This window comes from Devosia sp. (assembly GCF_028290645.1).
Lineage (GTDB): Bacteria > Pseudomonadota > Alphaproteobacteria > Rhizobiales > Devosiaceae > Devosia_A.
This window is the reverse complement of the sequence record NZ_JAQGJL010000350.1, coordinates 1-19,248: the sequence shown is the minus strand read 5'-3', so window position 1 is coordinate 19,248 and position 19,248 is coordinate 1. Positions and strand designations below refer to the sequence as shown.

The 19,248-nt window shown below is 65.3% G+C and carries 21 protein-coding genes and 1 pseudogene; 5 read left to right on the top strand and 17 right to left on the bottom strand.

Annotated features, from left to right (window positions below):
• The 5 genes and pseudogenes from JWQ89_RS18665 to JWQ89_RS18645 all read right to left on the bottom strand — a co-directional run.
• Window positions 1-275 (bottom strand): annotated as a pseudogene (locus tag JWQ89_RS18665) (ABC transporter substrate-binding protein); the annotation flags it as partial.
• A 250-nt stretch (window positions 276-525) separates the two neighbouring features.
• On the bottom strand, window positions 526-849 hold the full coding sequence (locus JWQ89_RS18660) for a hypothetical protein (RefSeq protein ID WP_299643450.1): 324 nt from the start codon (window positions 847-849) through the stop codon (window positions 526-528).
• Between the two features lie 97 nt (window positions 850-946).
• A complete protein-coding gene (locus tag JWQ89_RS18655; RefSeq protein ID WP_299643448.1) occupies window positions 947-1,420 on the bottom strand; it encodes a hypothetical protein in 474 nt (157 codons plus the stop codon).
• Window positions 1,420-1,770, bottom strand: coding sequence for a rod-binding protein (locus tag JWQ89_RS18650; RefSeq protein ID WP_299643445.1), 351 nt, complete (start codon window positions 1,768-1,770; stop codon window positions 1,420-1,422). The genes JWQ89_RS18655 and JWQ89_RS18650 overlap by 1 nt, the downstream gene beginning before the upstream one ends.
• Window positions 1,770-2,855 carry a flagellar basal body P-ring protein FlgI gene (locus JWQ89_RS18645; protein WP_299643453.1) on the bottom strand — a complete coding sequence of 362 codons (1,086 nt, stop codon included), beginning with the start codon at window positions 2,853-2,855 and terminating at the stop codon, window positions 1,770-1,772. The genes JWQ89_RS18650 and JWQ89_RS18645 overlap by 1 nt, the downstream gene beginning before the upstream one ends.
• Before the next feature lie 270 nt (window positions 2,856-3,125).
• Here JWQ89_RS18645 and JWQ89_RS18640 point away from each other — a divergent pair, with 270 nt between their 5' ends.
• Complete coding sequence (locus tag JWQ89_RS18640) at window positions 3,126-3,542, top strand: flagellar assembly protein FliX (protein WP_299643442.1); 417 nt, start codon at window positions 3,126-3,128, stop codon at window positions 3,540-3,542.
• A gap of 115 nt (window positions 3,543-3,657) precedes the next feature.
• Complete coding sequence (gene dksA / locus JWQ89_RS18635) at window positions 3,658-4,071, top strand: RNA polymerase-binding protein DksA (RefSeq protein ID WP_299643441.1); 414 nt, start codon at window positions 3,658-3,660, stop codon at window positions 4,069-4,071.
• A gap of 46 nt (window positions 4,072-4,117) precedes the next feature.
• Here the strand turns inward: dksA and JWQ89_RS18630 are convergent, their stop codons facing one another.
• Window positions 4,118-5,104, bottom strand: coding sequence for an AraC family transcriptional regulator (locus JWQ89_RS18630; protein WP_299643439.1), 987 nt, complete (start codon window positions 5,102-5,104; stop codon window positions 4,118-4,120).
• A gap of 236 nt (window positions 5,105-5,340) precedes the next feature.
• Here JWQ89_RS18630 and JWQ89_RS18625 point away from each other — a divergent pair, with 236 nt between their 5' ends.
• The gene (locus tag JWQ89_RS18625; RefSeq protein ID WP_299643437.1) at window positions 5,341-6,714 is read left to right on the top strand and encodes an FAD-binding oxidoreductase; all 1,374 of its coding nucleotides are present in this window, start codon (window positions 5,341-5,343) and stop codon (window positions 6,712-6,714) included.
• On the opposite strand, the gene JWQ89_RS18620 is transcribed toward JWQ89_RS18625, so the two are convergent.
• Window positions 6,686-7,198 (bottom strand): hypothetical protein, encoded by a 513-nt coding sequence (locus JWQ89_RS18620; RefSeq protein WP_299643436.1) that lies wholly within the window; start codon window positions 7,196-7,198, stop codon window positions 6,686-6,688. The two genes, JWQ89_RS18625 and JWQ89_RS18620, sit on opposite strands and share 29 nt — an antisense overlap.
• A 64-nt stretch (window positions 7,199-7,262) precedes the next feature.
• Entirely contained in the window at window positions 7,263-7,913 is a 651-nt protein-coding gene (locus tag JWQ89_RS18615) for a TetR/AcrR family transcriptional regulator (RefSeq protein ID WP_299643434.1), read from the bottom strand.
• 142 nt (window positions 7,914-8,055) lie between these two features.
• Between JWQ89_RS18615 and JWQ89_RS18610 the strand changes: the two genes are divergently transcribed.
• Window positions 8,056-8,898 (top strand): alpha/beta hydrolase, encoded by an 843-nt coding sequence (locus JWQ89_RS18610; protein WP_299643431.1) that lies wholly within the window; start codon window positions 8,056-8,058, stop codon window positions 8,896-8,898.
• A 24-nt stretch (window positions 8,899-8,922) separates the two neighbouring features.
• Window positions 8,923-9,285, top strand: a complete 363-nt coding sequence (locus JWQ89_RS18605) for a VOC family protein (protein ID WP_299643429.1) — start codon at window positions 8,923-8,925, stop codon at window positions 9,283-9,285.
• A 21-nt stretch (window positions 9,286-9,306) separates the two neighbouring features.
• On the opposite strand, the gene JWQ89_RS18600 is transcribed toward JWQ89_RS18605, so the two are convergent.
• From JWQ89_RS18600 to flgF, 9 genes are all read right to left on the bottom strand, one after another.
• Window positions 9,307-10,077 (bottom strand): ATP-binding cassette domain-containing protein, encoded by a 771-nt coding sequence (locus JWQ89_RS18600; protein WP_299643427.1) that lies wholly within the window; start codon window positions 10,075-10,077, stop codon window positions 9,307-9,309.
• Complete coding sequence (locus tag JWQ89_RS18595; RefSeq protein WP_299643424.1) at window positions 10,074-11,186, bottom strand: ABC transporter permease; 1,113 nt, start codon at window positions 11,184-11,186, stop codon at window positions 10,074-10,076. The genes JWQ89_RS18600 and JWQ89_RS18595 overlap by 4 nt, the downstream gene beginning before the upstream one ends.
• Before the next feature lie 94 nt (window positions 11,187-11,280).
• Window positions 11,281-12,258 (bottom strand): ABC transporter substrate-binding protein, encoded by a 978-nt coding sequence (locus JWQ89_RS18590; protein ID WP_299643423.1) that lies wholly within the window; start codon window positions 12,256-12,258, stop codon window positions 11,281-11,283.
• A gap of 163 nt (window positions 12,259-12,421) precedes the next feature.
• On the bottom strand, window positions 12,422-14,050 hold the full coding sequence (locus JWQ89_RS18585) for an MFS transporter (protein ID WP_299643422.1): 1,629 nt from the start codon (window positions 14,048-14,050) through the stop codon (window positions 12,422-12,424).
• 18 nt (window positions 14,051-14,068) lie between these two features.
• Entirely contained in the window at window positions 14,069-15,577 is a 1,509-nt protein-coding gene (locus JWQ89_RS18580) for a carboxypeptidase M32 (protein ID WP_299643420.1), read from the bottom strand.
• A gap of 258 nt (window positions 15,578-15,835) precedes the next feature.
• Complete coding sequence (flgH, locus tag JWQ89_RS18575) at window positions 15,836-16,576, bottom strand: flagellar basal body L-ring protein FlgH (RefSeq protein ID WP_299643418.1); 741 nt, start codon at window positions 16,574-16,576, stop codon at window positions 15,836-15,838.
• Between the two features lie 20 nt (window positions 16,577-16,596).
• Complete coding sequence (gene flgA, locus JWQ89_RS18570) at window positions 16,597-17,544, bottom strand: flagellar basal body P-ring formation chaperone FlgA (protein WP_299643415.1); 948 nt, start codon at window positions 17,542-17,544, stop codon at window positions 16,597-16,599.
• A 14-nt stretch (window positions 17,545-17,558) separates the two neighbouring features.
• A complete protein-coding gene (gene flgG / locus JWQ89_RS18565) occupies window positions 17,559-18,344 on the bottom strand; it encodes a flagellar basal-body rod protein FlgG (protein WP_299643412.1) in 786 nt (261 codons plus the stop codon).
• Between the two features lie 14 nt (window positions 18,345-18,358).
• The gene (gene flgF, locus JWQ89_RS18560) at window positions 18,359-19,096 is read right to left on the bottom strand and encodes a flagellar basal-body rod protein FlgF (protein ID WP_299643409.1); all 738 of its coding nucleotides are present in this window, start codon (window positions 19,094-19,096) and stop codon (window positions 18,359-18,361) included.
• Between the last annotated feature and the right edge of the window lie 152 nt (window positions 19,097-19,248).

The following is a 19,248-nucleotide window of genomic DNA, read 5'->3' as shown; positions in this document are numbered from 1 at the left end:
TGCATCGACTCGACCGTCTTGGTGATCGAGGTCAGGCCATTGTCGGCCGCCTCGATGGTCTTGATACCGTTGGACATGGAGTCCAGCAGATTGGCCATGTCGGACGCACGACTATTCAGCGACGCGGCAGTGAAGAAGTTGGTTGGGTTGTCGAGAGCCGAGTTCACCTTCAGGCCAGTTGCGAGACGCTCCTGCGTCTTTGCCATCTGGGCGGCGGTGGACTGGAGGCTCAGGAGGTTCGAGCGAACCGCCTTTGACAGGTTGACTTCCGGCATGGGGAATCCCTTCTGGCTATTTCGATAATCTCGTCCTGAGATTGATCGTGATCCTAGCCGCGGGCCGCTTAGGAATGGTTAACGAGATGCTTCCCGGTGCAGTTAATTTTTCATTCGGAAGCGGCCGAGCCTCAACCCTAGAGTGCTGATATTACGTGTAAAATTGCCTGATCGGCAGCTATTGCCGACTGCTGCCCATGCGGTACGCAATTAGGAAATGCCGGCCGGGCGCCGCAGAATCGAGGGCGTATCAGACCAGCCGGTCGTGGAGCGCCAGCGACCCCTGCGCGGGCAGGTCGGTGCTGCCGAGACGGAGGATGATCTCGCGCTCCCCCGTCCGCTTTGGCGGCACTTGTCCGGAGAGAAGCGCAGCGGCAAAGGCCGAGCCCGGGGCAGGGGGCGGCGCCGGAACCGGCGCTGGCAGCTGTGCTGGAGCGTTCTGCGGGGGAGGTGGCTGCGGGGTATCCGGAGCGTCCGGCGCCGCGTAGGAATCGCCGAGCATCCTGCGGGAACGATAGTCCCCGACCGCTCCCAGTCCCGTACTGATCGGTTCTGGCGCTATCCTGGCGCTCATGACCGGCATCCCAATTGCCAATTAGCTGGCAAGGATGCCGGGTCGAGCTTTCACCGCGCTTTCACGGGCTCCAGCAATTTGGTGCAAATTGCGCCGCTCACAGTGCCCGGTTGATCGATACGCCGCTTGCTACCTGCGGCGGCTGTCCGGCAAGTTCGCCGTTGGCGCCATAGGTCTTGGGGCGGGCCCTGGCGCTGATCGCCTTCGCCACGTCGGTGAGCAGATCCTCGGTGATCGAACGAGCGGTGGCGATGACGCGCAGGTTATCGGCCATTTGCGTCGCCAGCTTGTCGTGGCCGGCCAACAGCGCCTCCACCAGTTCGGGCGCCTCGGCCCTCAGCCGCGTCGATTGGCGCTGCATCGAGCGGGCGTAGCCCATGTAGTCCTGCGCCAGCCGAGTCTTTTCGGCCGTCAACTGGCTGGCGTCCCTGGCGCGCCCGGCGCGGAGCAGGGTGGTCTCCTGGTTCAGCACCACGACCAGGCTCTCGAGCGTGTCCATGGCGAGGGCGCAGAGCTCGGCTGCTGGGAGGGAATCGAGGGCAGCGAGGCGCTCGGCGGCATTGGTCAGCATCAAATAACTCCGATGGGCTTGGTCGTTGGATTGATCGGGTTCTGGGCGGCCTCCTGGGCCGCGATAAGGTCGGGGAGTAGCGCGTCGGCAAGCCCGACGCCGCCGGATCGGGCGATGGCGTCCGCCATCTGCTCGGCCTGCATGCCGCGCCACGTCTCCTCGGCAAAGCCGCCGCCCATCGAGCTCTCGTCGGTCTTCAGCGAGGAGAACATCTCCTTCATCAAGGTGTTGAGGAAGATCCCCTCAAGGTCCTTGGCCTGCTCGCGAAGATGTCCCATCCGAGCGGGCGAGAGCGAGCTACCGGCATCGCTGCCTGCGCGCGTGCCGAGGGAAGCAGGGGAACTCAGCATCAGAGCACCTCGATCTCGGCCTGCAGCGCGCCCGAGGCCTTCACGGCCTGCAGGATCGCGATCAGGTCGCGCGGGCTGATGCCGAGCGCATTGAGGCCGTCCACCAGTTCCTGGAGGCTCACCGACTCCCGGACCACGGCGAGATTGGTCTCGGTGGTGTTGACGCTGAGGTCGGTACGCGGCTCGACCGCGGTCTGGCCGAGGCTCAGCGCGTTCGGCTGCACCACGGTCGGGCTCTCGGCAATGGTCACCGTGAGGTTCGACTGGGCCACGGCGACGGTCGAAACCCGCACGTCCTTGCCCATGACGATGATGCCGGAGTTCTCGTCGATGATGATCTTGGCGGGGAGGTCGGTTTCGACCACCAGCTGCTCGATGTCGGTCAGCAGGTCGACGATGTTGCCGTTGAAGTTGCGCGGCAGGTTGAGGCGGATGGTCGCCGGATCCTCGGGTGTCGCGCAGGGAATGCCGATGAAGTCGTTGATGGCGAGTGCGATGCGCCGCGAGGTGGTGAGATCCGGGTTGCGCAGCGCCAGCCGCAACGTGCGTTGCGCGCCGAGCACAAAGCCAATCTCGCGCTCGATCAGGCCGCCCGACGAGATGCGGCCGGTGGTAGGAACGCCCGAGACGACCGAGGCAGCGTCGCCCTCCGCCGAGAAGCCATTGATGGTCACCGAGCCCTGGGCAATGGCGTAGACCTCGCCGTCGGCGCCGAGCAGCGGGGTGACGAGGAGCGTGCCGCCCTGGAGGCTCGAAGAGTCGCCCAGCGCCGCCACGTTGACGTCGAGCCGCGAGCCCTGCGTCGCGAAAGCCGAGAGGTTGGCCGTCACCATCACGGCGGCGACGTTCGCCGTCCGCATGTTTTCGCCGCGGGTGTTGACGCCCAGCCGCTCCAGCATCGCCTGCAGGCTTTGCTTGGTGAAGGGCGAGTTGTTGAGCCCGTCGCCGGTGCCGTTGAGACCGACCACGAGGCCGTAGCCGACCAGCTGGTTGTCGCGCACGCCCTCGATGTTGACGACGTCCTTGATGCGGGCGGCGGCGGCGTAGGTCGCGCTCGGCTGCGGTACCAGCAGCACCGCGGCCATCAGGCCGAACAGGGCGCGCTTGAGATTGAATTTGGCCATCTGGCAGTCCCCGGAGGTGCGGCACATCCCCATGCGCCGCGATCAGCAGGGATGTTGCGAATTCCGTGCCAAGTCGTCTGGATGCAGCTAGTGCATTGAAATACCGTATGAATATTTCAGACGGATGGTCTATTCCCGGCATGCGCGGCAACTCCTGCCGGGCAGATTAACCTTTGCTTAACTGCTGACGGCAGATTTTGCCGACTAGGCGACAAGGGCAGGGTGAGTCCGGTGCGGATCGACAACAATGCGCGGGTGGGCAACGTGACGGGGCGGCCGGCCGCCGGCCGCGCGTCGTCGGGCGCGGCGTTCGAGATCGGGCAGGGGGCGCAGGCCCAAGAGGCCCGCCCCACCGCCAGCATCGCCGCCGCCACCTCGCTCGATTTGCTGCTGGCGCTGCAGGCCGTTGAAGATCCGCTGCTCAAGCGCAGGAAGATCGTGCGCCGCGGCACCCAGCTCATCGACACGCTCGAGGGGCTGCGGGGCGACCTGCTGGTAGGCCGAATGGCCGAGGGACGCCTGAACCAGCTGATGGCTGTATTGTCGCAGGCGCGGGAACACAGCGAGCCGGGACTGGACGCTCTGCTCGACGATATCGAGCTCCGGGCCCGGGTCGAACTGGCCAAGCGCGGACTGTACCCTGCCTGACGCAATCGGGAGCAACCTGCTCACGTGTTAATCACCAACCTTTTGAACGCTTGCAGAACAAGCCCTTGCGCCACTATAAGGCCGCTCATTAGGGGCGTTTTGGAATCGAGACAGAATGTCGACTGAAGTCCTTGAATACCGACCTAGTCAGGACGAACCGTTCATGAACCCGCGCCAGCGGGAGTACTTCCGGCACAAGCTGGAGCACTGGAAGGAGGAAATCCTCCGAGAGAGCCGCGAAACGCTCGAGAATCTGCAGGAAGAGAGCCAGAACCATCCGGACATGGCCGACAGGGCCTCTTCGGAGAGCGACCGCGCTCTCGAACTCAGAACTCGCGATCGTCAACGCAAGCTGATTTCGAAGATCGACGCGGCGTTGAAGCGGATCGAAGACGGCACCTACGGCTATTGCGAAGAAACGGGCGATCCGATCGGCATCGCCAGGCTCGACGCCCGGCCCATCGCCACGCTCTCCCTGGAGGCCCAGGAGGTGCACGAGCGGCGCGAAAAGGTGTACCGCGACGAGTAAAAGAAGGCCCGCAGCGATGCGGGCCTCCTTATTGCGGGTGCCCGCCTCAGTTTGGGGATAGGGCACTGCTGGAGTTGAGCCGGCCTTTTCGCCAGGTGCCGGGCGGCAGCCCGACGACCTTCTTGAAGGCGCGGTTGAATGCTGCTTCGGAGTCATAGCCGACTTGCGCGCCGGCCTGCGCGATGCTGACGCTGGGACTTTCCAGCAGCCGCGCGGCCAGTTGCATGCGCCAGCGCACCACATACTGCATCGGAGAATCGCCGGCATAGTGGGTGAAGCGGTTGGCGAACACCGAGCGTGACAGCCCGACCGAGCGCGCCAGTCCATCCAGCGTCCAATCGGTTGCGGGCTGGCCGTGGATCAGCCTCAGAGCCTGCCCGATATGCGGGTCCCTGAGGCCCGAGAGCCAGCCGCGAGCGTCGCCCGGCAGGCCCTCCACATATTCCCGGATCACCTGCACGAACATCAGTTCGGCAAGCTTTGCTAGCACGGTCTCGCCGCCCGGGTTGCCGCGCTGTGTCTCGGAAACCGCATGGTGGACCAGGTTCACGAGCCAGCCCTGGTTGGCGGTCCCTCGTCCGTGGAGGACCCGGGGCAGCGACCTGATGAACGGGTTGTACGGCCGGATGTCACAGCCGAGATAGCCGCAGACGAACCGGCAGGAGCCTGCGCCGGAGCCTTCATTGACCACATAGGGCAACTGGCGGTCGATCGGATGGTGATAGGCGGCCAGATCCGGCTTGGCCCGCATGCCGATGGCCGAACAAAGGGCGTGCGCATCGTCCATCGGAAACGCTACGATGTCCCCCGCCTCGAGCCGTAGCGGCTCGGCAGAGCCATCGGTCATCTCCACCCAGCACGAGCCCTCCAGCAGGGTGTGAAAGAAAAAGACGTACTGGGAATCCGGCATCACCTTGGCGGCAATGACCGAGGCTCGCGGTGCTTCGGCGACCCAGGGTTCGCGGAAAGTGCTGTCAAAGAAGATCGCGCCAGTCAGGCGAACTGCCGCAAGCACGTCCGAAAGAACATCCATTCCTCGGTACTCCCCGCGGCAGAAATTTCCGCGACACCGTTCAAAATGCTCTTCGAGATATGTCCGACTATCCCCGATGCGATTGGGTGAGGCAAGGGCGATCGGTGTGTCTGACTTGCTGCTTGCGGCTTAGGACGCCGGAGCAATGAAACCGGACGATTGGACATTCATGCCGGCCGGCGCGCCCGATAGCGTGGCCCTTCGGTTTGGGGCCGCTCAAATCCGGGAGAAACACCATGCAGGACGAGGATATCACGAAGTTCGCCGCCGATCTCAGGGGCACCGTCATCCGCGCCACCGACACTGCCTATGACGGCGCCCGCAAGCTCTATAACGGGATGATCGACAGGCGGCCGACGCTGATAGCGCAATGCGCCGATGCCGGTGATGTCATCACCGCGGTGAATTTCGGCCGCGAGCACAGCCTCCCGATAGCCATTCGGGGCGGCGGCCACAATGGACCCGGATTTGCCAGCGTGGATGACGGCCTGGTCATCGACCTGTCGCTAATGAAGGGGGTGCGGGTCGATCCCAAGAACCGGACCGTCCGGGTCGGGCCCGGCTGCACCACCGGAGACGTGGACCACGCTACCCATGCATTCGGCCAGGCAGTGCCCTTCGGCATCATTTCGACCACCGGCGTTGGTGGTCTCACGCTGTCCGGTGGCCATGGCTATCTCAGCCGGCAATACGGGCTCGCCATCGACAACCTGATCGAGGCTGACGTGGTTCTCGCCGACGGGAGCTTCATGACCGCCAGCGAAACGGAGAACACCGACCTGATGTGGGCGTTACGGGGCGGGGGCGGTAATTTCGGCGTGGTGACGAGCTTCCTGTTCCGGACGCACCCGGCAAAGACGCTCTATGGCGGGCCGATCATTTTCGACCTCTCCGACGCCGGTGAGGTCATGCGTTGGTACCGCGATTTCCAGGCGGGCGCGCCCGAGGACTTCTACATCTGGCTAGGCCTGCAATCCGTGCCGCCGGGAGCCCCGTTCCCTGAGGAGCATTGGGGCAAGAAGATGTGCGTGTTGCTCACCGCGCATAACGGGGACAACGCCGAGGCAGCGGTCAACGCGGTCCGCGCGGCGCTGCCTACCCCGATCATCGACTGGGCCGGGCCGATTGCCTACCCGGTTCTGCAGAGCATGTTCGACGCTCTCTATCCGACTGGCCTGCAGTGGTACTGGAAGGGCGATTTCGTCCAGACGCTGCCGGACGCCGCGATTGAGGCGCATCTCGAGCACGTCGCATCCGCGCCGAGCCCCATCTCGGCTATGCATCTCTATCCGATTGACGGAGCCGTTCACAATCGGGCCAGCGGCGACACGGCCTGGAACTACCGCGATGCGCGTTGGTCGATGGTCATCGTCGGGGTCGACTCGGATCCGGCACGGGCGGGCGCCTTGAAGCAGTGGGCTAATGACTACTGGACCGCGGTCCACCCCTACGACCTCAGCGGCGCCTATCCGAACTTCATGATGGACGAGGGTGACGCGCGCGTCCGGGCGACCTACGGCGACAATTACCCCAGGCTCGCCGATCTAAAGGCAAAGTACGATCCCAAGAACCTCTTCCACATCAACCAGAACATCCAGCCGTCGACATAGGGCGAAGGCAAGGGCTCGGCGATGACGCTGCACTATAAGCGAGCGTCATCGCGATCCGGGCGCTGATCAGTCGAGCAATAAATCGCAGCGGAATGCTCGGGTGGCTCGCCATATCGGCTGGCAAAGCAATACCCTCTGGCTTGAACTGCGTGTTGATGCGCATCTCGAGCGCTAGGGCATCACCGACGAACCGGTCGCGGTAGACCGGGGTCCAGTGCCGGATGTCGTCCAAGCGCATGAGCATGGCCGAGTTGCAGCAGGTGGCTACGAGCCGGCTGGTGGCCGACCTTTCCCTGATCTTGCGGCCCTCTAGAAGCTCGGCGCCCTTTGTGCAGGTGACACGATCGTTGCGATAGAGGACACAAGGAGTCCCGCAGGCGGCATCGAGGATGGGAGTCGCGCCGGGCAGCGTCTCGAGCTGGAGGAAGCCCGTCTGGCAATCGTCGCAGTGGCAGACGACGCTAACGATCGGGATGCCGATCATTTCGAGTTCGACTTCTCCACAGGCGCACCGGGCAATGTGGCGGACATCTGGGGCTTTGCCCATGTCACGCCTTCCCATAGGCCGCGAGAAAGACTCGCACGCCCGCTTCTGCGTTGCGGCGAAGCTCGGCCTGCGAGGGGATGGCCGCGTCGCCCAGCAGCATGGCCTGGTTCAGGGGGGCAGACATGATCAGCCAGTTGAAATGGGAAGCGGCGACCGCCGGGTCATCGATCGTGAGCAGTCCACGTTCGCCGAGATGCTGGAAGATCGACGAAAGCGTCGCCATGGCGCGCGCCGGCCCCCGTTCGTAGAGGACGTTCGCCAGTTCGGGGAATCGCGTCACCTCGCCGATGACGAGGCGCCGCAACTGCATGATCCGCGGCGTCAGCACCACCGTGAGCTGACGTAGCGCATAGTCCTGCAGGTACACCGCCAGGTCGCCCCCGTCCGCAAACTCGGGCATCTCGTTGTGCACGATGTCTCCGGCGCCGGTGGTCATGGTGCTGACGATCTCAATGAACAGCGCTTCCTTGCTGGCGAAGTGCTTGTAGACGGTCTGCTTCGAGACCTCGGACAGGGCGGCTATCTCGTCCATATTGGTGCCGAGATAGCCGCTCTTCAGGAACACCTCGGTGGCGGCGTCGAGGATGGCCCGACGCTTCCGCGCCGAACGGTTCTCGCCTTCCACCGCTTCATCCGCCGATTCAGACCGCATCGACCTTGCCATTCCACAAACAGTCACCACCTTGGTTGACACCAGAGTACTGGACAGTCTAGTTTCCTGCAAGTGCGGTACTGGACGGTCTAGTTCAGGGTCCTCGGCCCATTCCGAGGCTCGGCCCTCAGGAGAGATTCATATGACCTATCCGATCAAGTCGGCCACGCTGAAAGTGCCGGGCGCCAGTATCTACCACGAGGTTCAGGGAACTGGCCCGATACTGCTGATCATTCCGGGTGGCCCGCAGGACGCCGGCGTTTTCGCCAAGCTCTCAAAACACCTCGCCGACCGCTACACCGTCGTCGCGTACGATCCGCGTGGCAACTCGCGCAGCACGTTCGACGGCGAGGCGGTGGCACTCGACATGGATATCCAGGCCGACGATGCGGCGACGCTGATCGAGGCGCTTGGCCGCGGTCCGGCCTTTGTGTTCGGCACCAGCGGCGGCGCGCAGATCGGGCTCAACCTCGCGGCGCGATACCCGCAACTGGTGCGTGCCGTGGTCGCCCACGAGCCTCCGACGATCATGCTGCTCGACGACCCCAGCGAGGCGATCGCTGTCGACAGGGAGCTCTACGAGACCTACCGCAACGAGGGCGTCGATGCCGCGATGGGCAAGTTCTTCTCGATGAACGGCCTCGAGGACGATGCCGACCACGAACAGGCACCGCCCGAGTTCGACGTGCCGCCGGAAGCCGCAGACACGTTCGCGCGGGTCAGCGGCAATTTCGAGTACTGGCTGGCGCACGGCATGATGCCGCTATCGCTTTACCGCCCGGATATCGATGCATTGCGCAAGGGCCAGCCAATCGTGGTGGTGGGCCTCGGCGAGCAGTCCGCGGGCCAGCCGATCTACGACATGGGAACGGCGCTGGCGGTCAAGCTGGGAGTGGAGCCGGTCGCCTTCCCTGGCGATCACATGGGTTTCGGCCCCGAAGCGCAGAACTTTGCCGAGGTGCTGCACCGAGCTCTCGCCAACTAGGCGCTGCCCAACAGGAGAACCGCCATGCATATCCAGTTCGCCGAGCTTCCCGTTTTCGACCAAGACCGGGCCAAGGCCTTCTACATCGACAATCTCGGCTGTGAGGTCGCGGCCGATGCGCCGATGGGCCCAGGCGGCTGGCGCTGGATCGAACTGAGGCTTCCCGGGGCAACGACGACATTGCACTTCATACGCCGCAAGGACGACGCCCCGTCCGATGAGCCGGTGCTCGTTCTAGTCGACGACGACGTGGAGGGCACGGTTGAGGCGCTGCGGGTCAACGGTGTCGAGATCGTCACAGAGCTACAGGAGGCGCCGTGGCAGCCGGGCCGCACCACTGCGGAGTTCCGGGACAGCGAAGGCAACCGGATGGTGATTGGGAGTTGAGGCGGGCGTGCCGCGGCGCTCTCAGACAGCCGGCGCCTGCGTGTCGTCCAGCGCGCCCACCATGTACTGCACCAGCTCCGACGCATTGGTCTCGCTGGTCCGTTTCTCGGTCACCTTCCGACCGCGATGCATGACGATGATCCGGTCGGCGACGGCGAAGACGTCCGGCATGGTGTGGGTGATGAGGATCACAGGCACGCCCTGGTCACGCAGCCGGCGGATCAGTTCGAGCACCTTGTGCTGCTCGGGCACACCCAGATTGTTGGTCGGCTCGTCCATGATCATCAGCCGCGCCTTCCAGTAGATGGCGCGGGCGATGGCCACCGCCTGCCGCTGGCCGCCCGACAGGCTCTCGATCGGCTGGGTGAGGCTGGGGAACTGGATCTCGAGGGCAGCGAGGCTTGCCTCGGATTCGGTCAGCATCTGCCTGTCATTGAGCGTCTTGATGAGCCCGCCGAGATAGCTGTTCTTCATCTCGCGGCCGAGGAAGATGTTGGCCGGCACGTCGAGATTGTTGGCGAGCGCCAGGTCCTGGTAAATCGTCTCGATGCCGGCGCTGCGCGCGTCGATCGGCTTGGGGAAGCTCACGACCTTGCCCTCGAAGCGGATATCGCCTTCGTCGGGGAGGTGAACGCCCGAGACGCATTTGATGAGGGTCGACTTGCCAGCGCCGTTGTCGCCGAGCAGCGCCACCACTTCGCCGGCATTGATATCGAGGCTGACGTCGTTGACGGCCACGAGGCCGCCGAAGCGCTTCACCATGTGGCGGATCGAAAGCACCGGCTCGGTCATGACCCTCTCCCCCGGCGACCGAGGATCAAGTCGCGCGACTGGTCGATCAGCACCGCGATGATGACCACGGCGCCAACGACGATGAACTGCCAGAAGGCCTGCACGTTGAGCATCACCAATCCGGTGGTCAGCACCGCGATGATGAGCGCCCCGATCACCGTGCCGATAATGGAGCCGGCCCCGCCGAAGAGGCTCACGCCCCCGATGATCACTGCCGCGATCGAACTCAGCAGCAGCGCATCGCCGATCACCGCCGAGCCGGCGGTGAACCGCAGCGTCGAGAGGAACCCCGCGACGCCGGCGGTGGCCGAGCTCAGCATGTAGAGCTTGATGATGTGCGTATCGACCGGAATGCCGGTCCGCAGCGCCGCCTGCATGCTGCCGCCGATAGCGTAGGTGTGCCGCCCGAACTGAGTGCGGCGGAGGAGGAAGATGCACAGCATCACCACGATCGCGGTGATCACTACCGGCCAGGCGAGGATACGGTCCATCTGGCGCAACAGCTCGCCGCTGACCTCGGGCCGGTTCAGCACGTAGAAGCCGCCGCCTTCCCCGCGCACCCAGTAGAACAGCGACTCGTTGCCGTAGTCGCGTATCCCGGCGGGCAGGCCGATCACCGTGGTGTTCTCGGAAAACAGCAGCGCCATGCCGCGAACGATGAAGGAGGTGCCGAGCGTCACGATGAAAGCCGGCACCTTCAGCTTGGCGATGATGAGGCCGTTGAAGAGCCCGACCAGCGCCGCGCCGCCAACCGCGGCCAGGAAACCCAGCACCACCGCGAGGAACAATGGGACCCCGGCATTGTACGAGGCGCGGATCGCGTGGGCCGACAGCACCGATGCGAGGCTCATCACCCAGCCGACGCTGAGATCGATGCCGGCGGAAATGATCACGAAGGTCTGCCCCAGCCCGAGCAACAGCACGGGCACGATGGCGACGAGGATGTTCTGGCTGTTGCGGACTGACAGGAACGTGGCGCCGCCGAACAGCGGCACTGCGATGATGAAGAACAATATCATCAGCGCGAGGAACACCCAGGCCCAGAGCCGGCTCGCCATCAGGATGAAACGCTTGCTGGGCGAGAGCGAGGGCTCTTCGAAGCCCGACATTGCCTTGGTATCCGTCACTTGGCCCCCGGAATGCTCGAAAACAGAGGTGCCGGGGACGCCGAAGCGTCCCCGGCACAGCAATCATCGACAGCGGTCAGTTGCCCGTCTTGTAGATGAAGCGCGCGAAGTTCGGATCGGTGACGTTGTCCTTGTCGAGGATCGCGAAACCGGTCTCGACGCGCTTGGGCAGGCTGGTCACGCCCGCCGCGTCTGCGGCCGCGAACTGTACGGCCATGTAGCCCATGTCGAAGGGCTTCTGCGCGAGGACCAGCGAGACGACGCCCTTGCCCATCAATTCGATGGCTTCAGCCGTCGCATCGTAGGCGACAACCTGTACATGGCCGCCGAGGCCGGCGTTGACCACCGCGTTACCGGCGCCACCGGCGCTGAATACGTTGGTACCGAAGACGCCGGCGAGGTCCGGATTCTGTTCGAGCACGGCCGCAGTCTGCTGTGCCGCCTTGTTCTGGTCGTCGAGGTTGTAATCCGGCCCGATCACCTTGATGTCGGGAAATTCGTTCTTCATCACCTCGGCGAACCCCTGCTCGCGGCCCTCGACCGACGAGACGTTCGGGTTGGTCGAGTTGATATAGACCGTGCCCTTGCCGCCGATCGCCTTGGCAAGGCCGCGGGCCGAGATGCGGCCGCCCTCGACATTATCCGAGCCGATATAGCTGATCGGGAACGTCACCGGACCGTTGGCGTAGTCACCGTCGCCGAGGAACGTATCCACGGTGATGATCTTGATGCCTGCGTCGAGCGCCGCCTGAAGCGGCGCCACCATCTGGTCCTTATCGGTCGGCGCGGTGATGATGTAGTTGAGGTCGCCACGGGCAACCAACGCATCGAGGATCGGTGTCTGCGCCTCGACGCCCCATGTGGGCGGTACCTGGGTGACGACTTCGATTCCGAGGTCCTTGGCCGCGGCTTCAACGCCGAGTTGCATGACCTGGTAGAATGGATCGACGACGCCGGGCAGGAAGCCGATCTTGATGTCGGCGGCCGAAGCGGCGGCAGTTGAGAGTAGAAGCGTGCCCAGCAGGGCAGCAGTCATAGTCGACGCACGACGCATCGCAGTCCTCCCCTCGATTGTTATGGCCCGGCGGTCCTTGGAACTCCTCCGCCGGATTGCTGACGATAGGCCTGCGCATCCACATTTGTAAACTGGCTGGATAAATTCTTGCGCGCAACTTGGCCGGGTGCCATTGCGCGTCGGACGCGACGGTGAGGGTCCCTCAGGGCGGATCGATCGTCCTGTTGGCCGCAATCGCGGCGAACCAGTTCGGTGGGCGCTCGATCATCCGGCGCACGACGGGGCGTTCCGGCCCCTGATGCAGGTTCCGCAACTGCTCGCCGATCACCTCGTCGGCGTGGGTGAGGCGCTGGTTATGGCGGGCATATTCGGTCCAGGTGGGACTCTTGTAGCTCTCGACCCAGATGTCGGTCTGCCCAAGGTCGCGCCGCAGCGTCCACTCGCGGGCGCCGTCGCGCATACGGATGCGCTTGCGGTCGGCCATGACGCGCAGGAACTCGCGCACGTCCTGCGGGCGGATGCGGTATTCGATGCTGACGACGATCGGGCCCGAGCGCGGCTCGATCGGGAGGGCGATCTCCGGCTCCTGCCAACGGTTGGCGGGATCGAGATCGAGGAGCACCCGCGGTGGAATGGCCAGCACGAGGCCGACAGCAGCGCCGAGCACCAGCACAACGGCCGAGGCCAGCAGCGCCTGGCTCACGCCGAACTGCTCGCCCGCCAGCCCCCAGACCCAGCTGCCCGCTGCCATGCCGGCGAAGGTGGCGGTCTGGTACAGCGACAGGGCGCGACCGACCACCCAGCGAGGGGTCGATAGCTGCACGGTGACATTGAACAGGGTGAGCGCCAGCACCCAGCACGCGCCGCCCAGCGCCAGAGCGACGCCGGTGAGCCACGGGCTGGGGCTCAAACCTGTGGTGGCGGCGCAGGCGGCGAAGCCGAGGAAGGCCAGCCGGACGATCGCCTCACTGGCGAACCGTTCCGCTAGCCGACCGCTGATCAGCGCACCGCCGACGGCACCTAGGCCGAAGGCGCCGAGCAGCAGGCCATAGACCAGCGGCCCGCCGTCCTGGATCTGATTGGCGACCACCGGCAGGAGCGCCAGCACCGAACTGGCGGCGAGGCCGAAAATGAAGCTGCGGACCAGCACCTTGCCCAGTTGCGGCGACAGCGAAATGTAGCGCAGGCCTGCGACCATTGCCGCACCAACCGCCTCGCGCGGCAGCCCGGCCGGCACCGGCGCAGGCTTCCAGCGCAGCAGCACCGCAAGCAGTCCGACATAGCTCGCCATGTTCACCGTGAACGCCGCGGCTGCGCCGCCGACCGCCACAATGATACCGCCCACGGCGGGACCGAGGGCGCGCGACAGGTTGAAGCCGATCGAGTTCAGCGCCACAGCCGAGCCGACGCTGGAGCGCGGCACGAGATCACCGACCGAAGCCTGCCATGACGGGTTGTTGAGGGCTGCGCCGCAGCCGATGAGGAAGGTGAAGGTCAGCAGCAGCCACGGCGTGATCAGCCCTAGCCACGCCGTGAGTGTCAGCAGCGCCGACACCGCAAGCATGAAGAACTGCGCCACCAGCATCACCCGGCGGCGGGGGAAGTTGTCGGCGATGGCGCCGCCGAGCAGCGAGAACAGCATGATCGGCAAGGCGGTCGACGCCTGCACGAGGGCCACCAGGTCCACCGAGTTGGTCAGCGCCGTCATCATCCAGGCCGCGCCGACGCCCTGGATCAGCGCGCCGAAGCTCGAGACGAGGTTGGCGATCCAGATTTTGCGGAACGTCGGATGCTGCAGCGGCTGCAGTACCGATGGCCGATCCTTGGCCATGGGCCGATTTCCTCCCGATCAGCTGAGATAGCGCCGCGTCAAATGCTCCTGGAAGTGCCGGGCGTTCAGTTTCTCCCCCGTGGCGCGCTGCAGCAGGTCCGGCGTCGAGTACTTGCTGGCTTGGCTCCACACCTTTTCCTGCCGCCAGTCGTTGAGGCCGACGAAGCGGCCGTGGCGCATGTCGTCGCGGACGTTGGGCTGGTCGCGCTCGATGGCGGCCCAGAGCTGCGCGGCGATGATGGCGCCCAGCGTGTAGCTCGGGAAGTAGCCGATGGCGCCCGACGGCCAGTGCACGTCCTGCATCGGCCCGTCCTTCATGTTGTCGATGGTCGAGAGCCCAAGATACTCGCGCATCTTGGCGTCCCAGGCCTCGGGCACGTCCCTGGCGGCGAGCTTGCCGCCGATCAGGTCCTGCTCCATCTCGAAACGCAGGATGACGTGCAGCGGATAGGTCGCCTCGTCGGCGTCGACGCGGATCAGGCCGCGCTCGATGAAATGCACATGCGCCAGCACGTCCTCGAGGTCCCAGCCGGCAATGGCCCCTTCGCCGAGCTTGTCGCGGACATGGGGCAGGGCCCATTCCCAGAATTCGGACGAGCGGGCGATCTGCTTTTCGACGAACAGGCTCTGGCTCTCGTGCATCGACATGCCGCGGGCCCGGCCCACTGGCCAGTGCGTCCATTCTGTCGGCAGGTTCTGCTCGTAGAGCCCGTGGCCGGTTTCGTGGAGGATACCCATCAGCGAGGTCAGGAACTCGGCTTCGGTGTAGCGCGTGGTCATCCGGATGTCGGTTGGCACGCCGCCACAGAACGGATGGTGCGAGACGTCGAGCCGGCCGTGATCGAAATCGAAGCCCACGGCCTCCATCATCACGAGGCCGAGCGCCTTCTGCCGGTCGATGGCGAACGGCGCATTCAAGGGCTTCAGCGGGCGCTTCGCCAGCTTCTCCTCCTGGTGCGCGAGGGCATTGGGGATGAAGTCCTTGAGGAAGACCTTGAGGTCGGCGAACACCGGCGCCACGTCCGCCACCCGGTTGCCGGGGTCGTATTGCTCCATCAGCGCGTCATAGGGCGAAAGCCCCAGCACGTCGGCGCGGAGCTGGGCCTCCTCGCGGGCCGTAGCCACGACGCCCTCGAAGGCCGGCAGGAACGTCGCCCAGTCGCCGGTGGGCCTGAGTTCGCGCCACAGCTGCTCGCAGCGGATGCGGGCATTGACCTGCTTGCGCACGAAGTCGGCCGAGAGGCAGGTCATGTTGGTGTGGACGCGGCGGAACTCGCGAATCGCGAGCGTCTGCATCTCGTCGAGCGGCTCCGCCTCGGCATCCCCGAGCCAGTCGCCCACCTCCGGCGCGGTCGCCATCTCGTGGTACATGCCGGCCAGCGCCCCCATGGTCTCGGCGCGCTTCTCGCCGCCGCCCACCGGCATCATCACCGCCTCGTCGACGCCCAGCATCGACTGCGCATGCTCGATCGCCTCCAGCTTGCGGCTCAGCGCGTCGAGTTTGGTGAAGGCGGAATTGGCGGACATGGGAGGACCAGCGCGAATGGTGAGTGGTGAATGGTGAATAGTAGCTGGGCACGAGGAGGGAAAGCCCAAAACAGGATCGCCCGCCACCAGCGCTCCCGTTCTCGGACCATTCACGATTCGCCTCGCTATTCGCCCCAGATGGGGAAAGGGCGCAGCCGGGGAGACTGCGCCCTCTTGGTGGCGGGCTCTATTCTGGAACCTGCCTGAGGCTGCCGGCACCAATGGGGGATTGCGCCGGCAGCGATGGGGAATGGGGGCCTAGAAGGGCAGGATGGCGTCTGCAATCTGCTGGCCGTAGCGCGGCTGCTGCATCTGGGTGATCTGGCCGCGTCCGCCGTAGGAAATGCGGGCCTCGGCGATCTTGGACGAGGGGATGGTATTGTCGGCGTGGATGTCCTCCGGCCGCACGATCCCGGCGACGATCAGCTCGCGCACCTCGAAGTTGACGCGCACTTCCTGCCGGCCCTCGATCACCAGGTTGCCGTTGGGCAGCACCTGCACCACCACGGCGGCGACCTGCGTCTCGAGGCTCTCCTTGCGGTCCACCGAGCCAGAACCGCCATCCGCGAGGTCGCCGGCCGTCTTGATCTTGCCCGAGGCCTCGACATCGGCCAGCGGGACCTTGCCGCCGAAGATCGAGCCCAGGACGCCGCCGATACTGCCCTCGGACGACGAGGTCCGCTCGCGGTCGGTGGAATTCGACATCTTGGCGCTGTCGTCGATGGTCACCATCACGGTGAGGATGTCGCCGATCTTGTGGGCACGCTGGTCCTTGAAGAAGCCGCGCGCCTCGTTGGAGAACAGCGAGTTCGGCTGGTACGACGCGACCACCGGCTCCGGCATCGGCATCTGCACCGGCCGGTAGCCGGCCTGGGCGGTGGGATCGGCGATTGCCGTCAGCCGAGGCTGCTCGCCGACCGAGGCGAGGTTGTCGAGGGTGGAGCACCCCGCGAGGAGCGCTGTGAGGGCGAGGGCGGCGGCGAGTCTCATCGGGTTCATCTCTGTTGTCCTTTCGCCCATCACAGCCCGGCGACCTGGAGTTTTGCGGCAGCGGTGGTGATCTCCACCGCGCCGTTGGCGGTCGCGACGCCGTTGAGGATTTTCTTCGTCACCGAGTTCATCACCTGCACCGTCTGGCCGGCGACGGCGTCGCCGAGTGACTGGCCGACCACGGTCAGGGTCATCGGGCCGGTGCGGAGCAACACGGTCACCTGGGTATTGCGGCGCACCGCCAGCGGATCGGTGACGTCGGCGGTTGTCAGCATGACGCCTTCCCGCGAATTGCGGCGGAGTTGCTTGCCAACCAAATCGGCGATGGTTTCCACCCCGGACTGGTCGGCGAAATCGAGCGGCACGCGCTTCATCTCGATGTCTGCCGGACCGAGCACGGTGCCGGCCTTTAGCGAAGCGGCGAGATGCGGGGCCTCGACAAGGAGGTCGAGGCTGCCCGTCACGTCGACCGGCAGTTCGACGCCGGCGATCTGGAAGCGGGCGGCAAAGCTCGCAGCGCCGGGCTGGTAGCGGAGAGCGGTCAGCGTCACCGGCCTGTCCACTGCCTCGGCGTTGAAGCTCTGCGCAGGATCATCGAACCGGGCGCGGAGCTCGACCCCGGCCGGCAGCAGGCCGCGCTGTGCGAGGTCCGCCGAGATCAGGCCGGTCAGTTGTGCCGCATCGACCACCGTCGAGCGGCGTTCGACGCGGACATAGAGCAGGCCATCCTGTGCGTACTCGGTGAGCCCGGCCTTGGCCGCAGCGGCGCGCACCGCTTCGAGGCTGACGATGCCGGTGGTGCCGGGGGCCGGTGCACGGAACAGGGCGCGCTCGGCGAGGAGCCCAGCATCCTCGAACATGTCGCCGACGGTGACGACGGCGTGGTTGACCGAAACGTCGGCCCGGAGCGTCGGCGCCGCCAACGCGCTCGATGTGGCGAGAAGCGCGAACAGGGCAGGGAGGGTGATCTTGTGCATTCAGGTTCTCCCGGTCAGCGCAACTGGGTCGTCGACTGCATCATCTCGTCGGCGCCGGAGATGACGCGGGCGTTCATCTCGTAGGCGCGCTGCGCGGCGATCAGGTCGGCGATTTCGGTGACGGAATTGACGTTCGAGGCTTCGAGATACTGTTGCAGCAGGTCACCCATGCCGGCGGCATTGGGCGTTCCCACCTGCGCCGGGCCGCTCGAGGCGGTCTCGAGGAAGAGGTTGTTGCCGGCGGAGGCAAGGCCCGCCTTGTTGACGAACCGAGCGAGTTGCAGCTGGCCAACCGTGGTCGGGGTCGTATCGTTGTCGAGGAACACCTCGACGGTGCCGTCCGGGCTGATCGAGACCGAGTTGGCATTGCCCGGAATGGTGATCCCCGGCTGGATCTCGTAGCCGTCGACGTTGACCAGCTGGCCCTCGGGGCTGCGCTCGAACGAGCCGTCGCGGGTGTAGCCGGTGCGGCCGTCGGGCATCTGGACGACGAAGAAGCCTTCGCCGCGGATGGCGACGTCGAGTTCCTTCTCAGTCGGGGCCACCGTGCCCTGGCTCATCACCCGCGGCGTCGCCGCCGTCCTGACGCCGGAGCCGACCTCGACCGCCACCGGGGCCATGGTGCCCTGCTCCGAGGTCGAGGAGCCGGCTTGGCGGTAGGACTGGTAGAGCAGGTCCTGGAACTCGGCGCGGGCCCGCTTGTAACCGGTGGTGCGCATGTTCGCGATATTGTTGGAAATGACTTCGACGTTGCGTTCCTGCGCCGCCATGCCGGTCGAAGCGATGTAGAGGGCTTTCATTGCATTGGCTCCGATCAGGCGTTGAGGTTGCCGAGTTTCTGGATGGCGCTGCGCCGCTGGTCGTTCTGTTCCGACAGCAGCGACGCGACGCTCTCGTAGGCGCGCTGGACCCGGATCATCTCGGTCATCTCGCCGACGCCCGAGACATTCGATTTCTCGATGGCGCCCTGGATTACCCGGGTGGAGGTGGCGGCGATCGGGTTGCCGCCGGACCACAGGCTGTCGCCCTGGCGCTCGACCGCCTGCGGGTCGGTGAACTCGACCAGCTGCAGTTGGCCCTTGGCGCCGGCGCTCGAGGAGATCGAGCCGTCCTCGCCGATGGCGATGTCGGTTTCGCTGGCCCCGAAATGGATCGGGCCGGTGGTGCTGAGCACCTGATTGCCGTTGAGGTCGACGAGGAAGCCGCTCGCATCGATGGCGAGTGACCCGGACCTGGTGTAGCGGTTGCCTTGCGGCGTCTGGACCGTGAGGAAGCCTTCGCCCTGTAGCGCGACGTCGAGCGGATTGCCTGTCTGAACCAGCGCGCCGCCCGACATGTCGTGGATGGTGGTCCAGTCGTCGGTATAGCTCAACTGCTGGTCAAGGGCGCCGAAGTCGCGGTCGCGGGCGACCGGCATCAGGTACTCCTCGAACAGCGTCTGCTCGGATTTGAAACCGGTGGTGTTGATATTGGCGATATTGTTCGCCACCACGTCCATCTGCCGCTGCAAGGCGATCTGCCGCGACAGGCCGATGAGCTGCGCATTTTCCATGGCGCCAAGTCCCCGTTAAGTCCCCGAGCCATCCGACCTCCCCAGGCCGTCTGGCTCGCCGTTAACAGTGCAGCAACCATGCCAAGTGCTGAAACGCAGCAAATTCAATAGGTTGGGCGATGGCGGTGCTCGGCAGAAGTCGCTGGCCTCCC